At 53.3% G+C, this 958-nt stretch carries 2 protein-coding genes; both read left to right on the top strand.

What is annotated here, in order from left to right:
• Positions 1-89 precede the first annotated feature (89 nt).
• Positions 90-491 (top strand): VOC family protein, encoded by a 402-nt coding sequence (locus ACIPRS_RS18845; protein WP_446539653.1) that lies wholly within the window; start codon positions 90-92, stop codon positions 489-491.
• A 57-nt stretch (positions 492-548) separates the two neighbouring features.
• On the top strand, positions 549-905 hold the full coding sequence (locus ACIPRS_RS18840) for a hypothetical protein (RefSeq protein WP_446539652.1): 357 nt from the start codon (positions 549-551) through the stop codon (positions 903-905).
• Positions 906-958: the final 53 nt, after the last annotated feature.

Below are 958 nucleotides of genomic sequence, written 5' to 3'. Positions count from 1 at the left end.
GGCCTAACAATTCATTCAAGCCGAACCCGCTTCGCGGGTCGGCTTAATTCTGGTGTTAGGCCCCACGAACAGATCAGGATGCTTCCGCAATGAGTTTGTCATTTCATATCGACTTCAACGGTCAATGCGAGGAGGCATTTAGCTTCTACGCCAAGAACCTCGGCGGAAGAATCGGAACCATGCTTCGGGTCAAGGACTCCCCTGTCCCGGCATTCTCAGAGTCACGTGGGCAAAAGATTGTTCATGCAAACATCTGCATAGACGGGGTTGATATCGCCGGTGCGGACGTAGATCCAGACAGATACGAGAGCCCAAAAGGCTTCTATGTTTTGCTTGGAGTTGATTCAGAAGAGAAGGTCAAATCCTTCTTCAATGCACTGCAAACGGGCGGTCACGTAGTACTTGCGCCACAGCGGACATTTTGGTCGCCATGCTACGCAATCGTGGTTGATCGCTTTGGTGTTCCGTGGAAGATCAACTATGGGGCCTAACAATTCATTCAAGCCGAACCCGCTTCGCGGGTCGGCTTAATTCAGGCGTTAGGTGCCATGACGGCAATGGACTTGTCCCTGACAGAAGCTGATCTCGAGCGCTTCTTCGGTATGGAGGCCTCGCGGAAGGATAGGGATATTCCTTGGCCCTACAACGGACTGTCGTTCGCCGCTTCCCGCGCTGATTCCCAAGTTGACCTTTACCTCGTGCCGTCGTACAAGCACGTCGAGCTGTCAATCCGAGTTTCGGGCGTGCTTATCTATCAGCTAGCTGCTACCGGTGTTGCTGACCTTCGGGTGCATACCGACCCAGGGCATGACACTTTGGAGATCGTTGTTTCAGGCGAGGACAGGGTTTTTGTGAGGCTGTCTCCATCGGTGCTCGTTACCCAGCAGATCGGGGATGGCACCTAACAATTCATTCAAGCCGAACCCGCTTCGCGGGTCGGCTTAATTCTGGTGTTAGG

The organism is Pseudoxanthomonas sp. LARHCG66 (assembly GCF_052871755.1).
This window is presented reverse-complemented; position numbering and strand designations above follow the sequence as displayed.

Excerpts from the sequence above, each read along its gene's own strand:
- ACIPRS_RS18840 (WP_446539652.1), top strand. The coding sequence starts at position 549 with ATGACGGCAATGGACTTGTCCCTGACAGAAGCTGATCTCGAGCGCTTC.
- ACIPRS_RS18845 (WP_446539653.1), top strand. The coding sequence starts at position 90 with ATGAGTTTGTCATTTCATATCGACTTCAACGGTCAATGCGAGGAGGCA.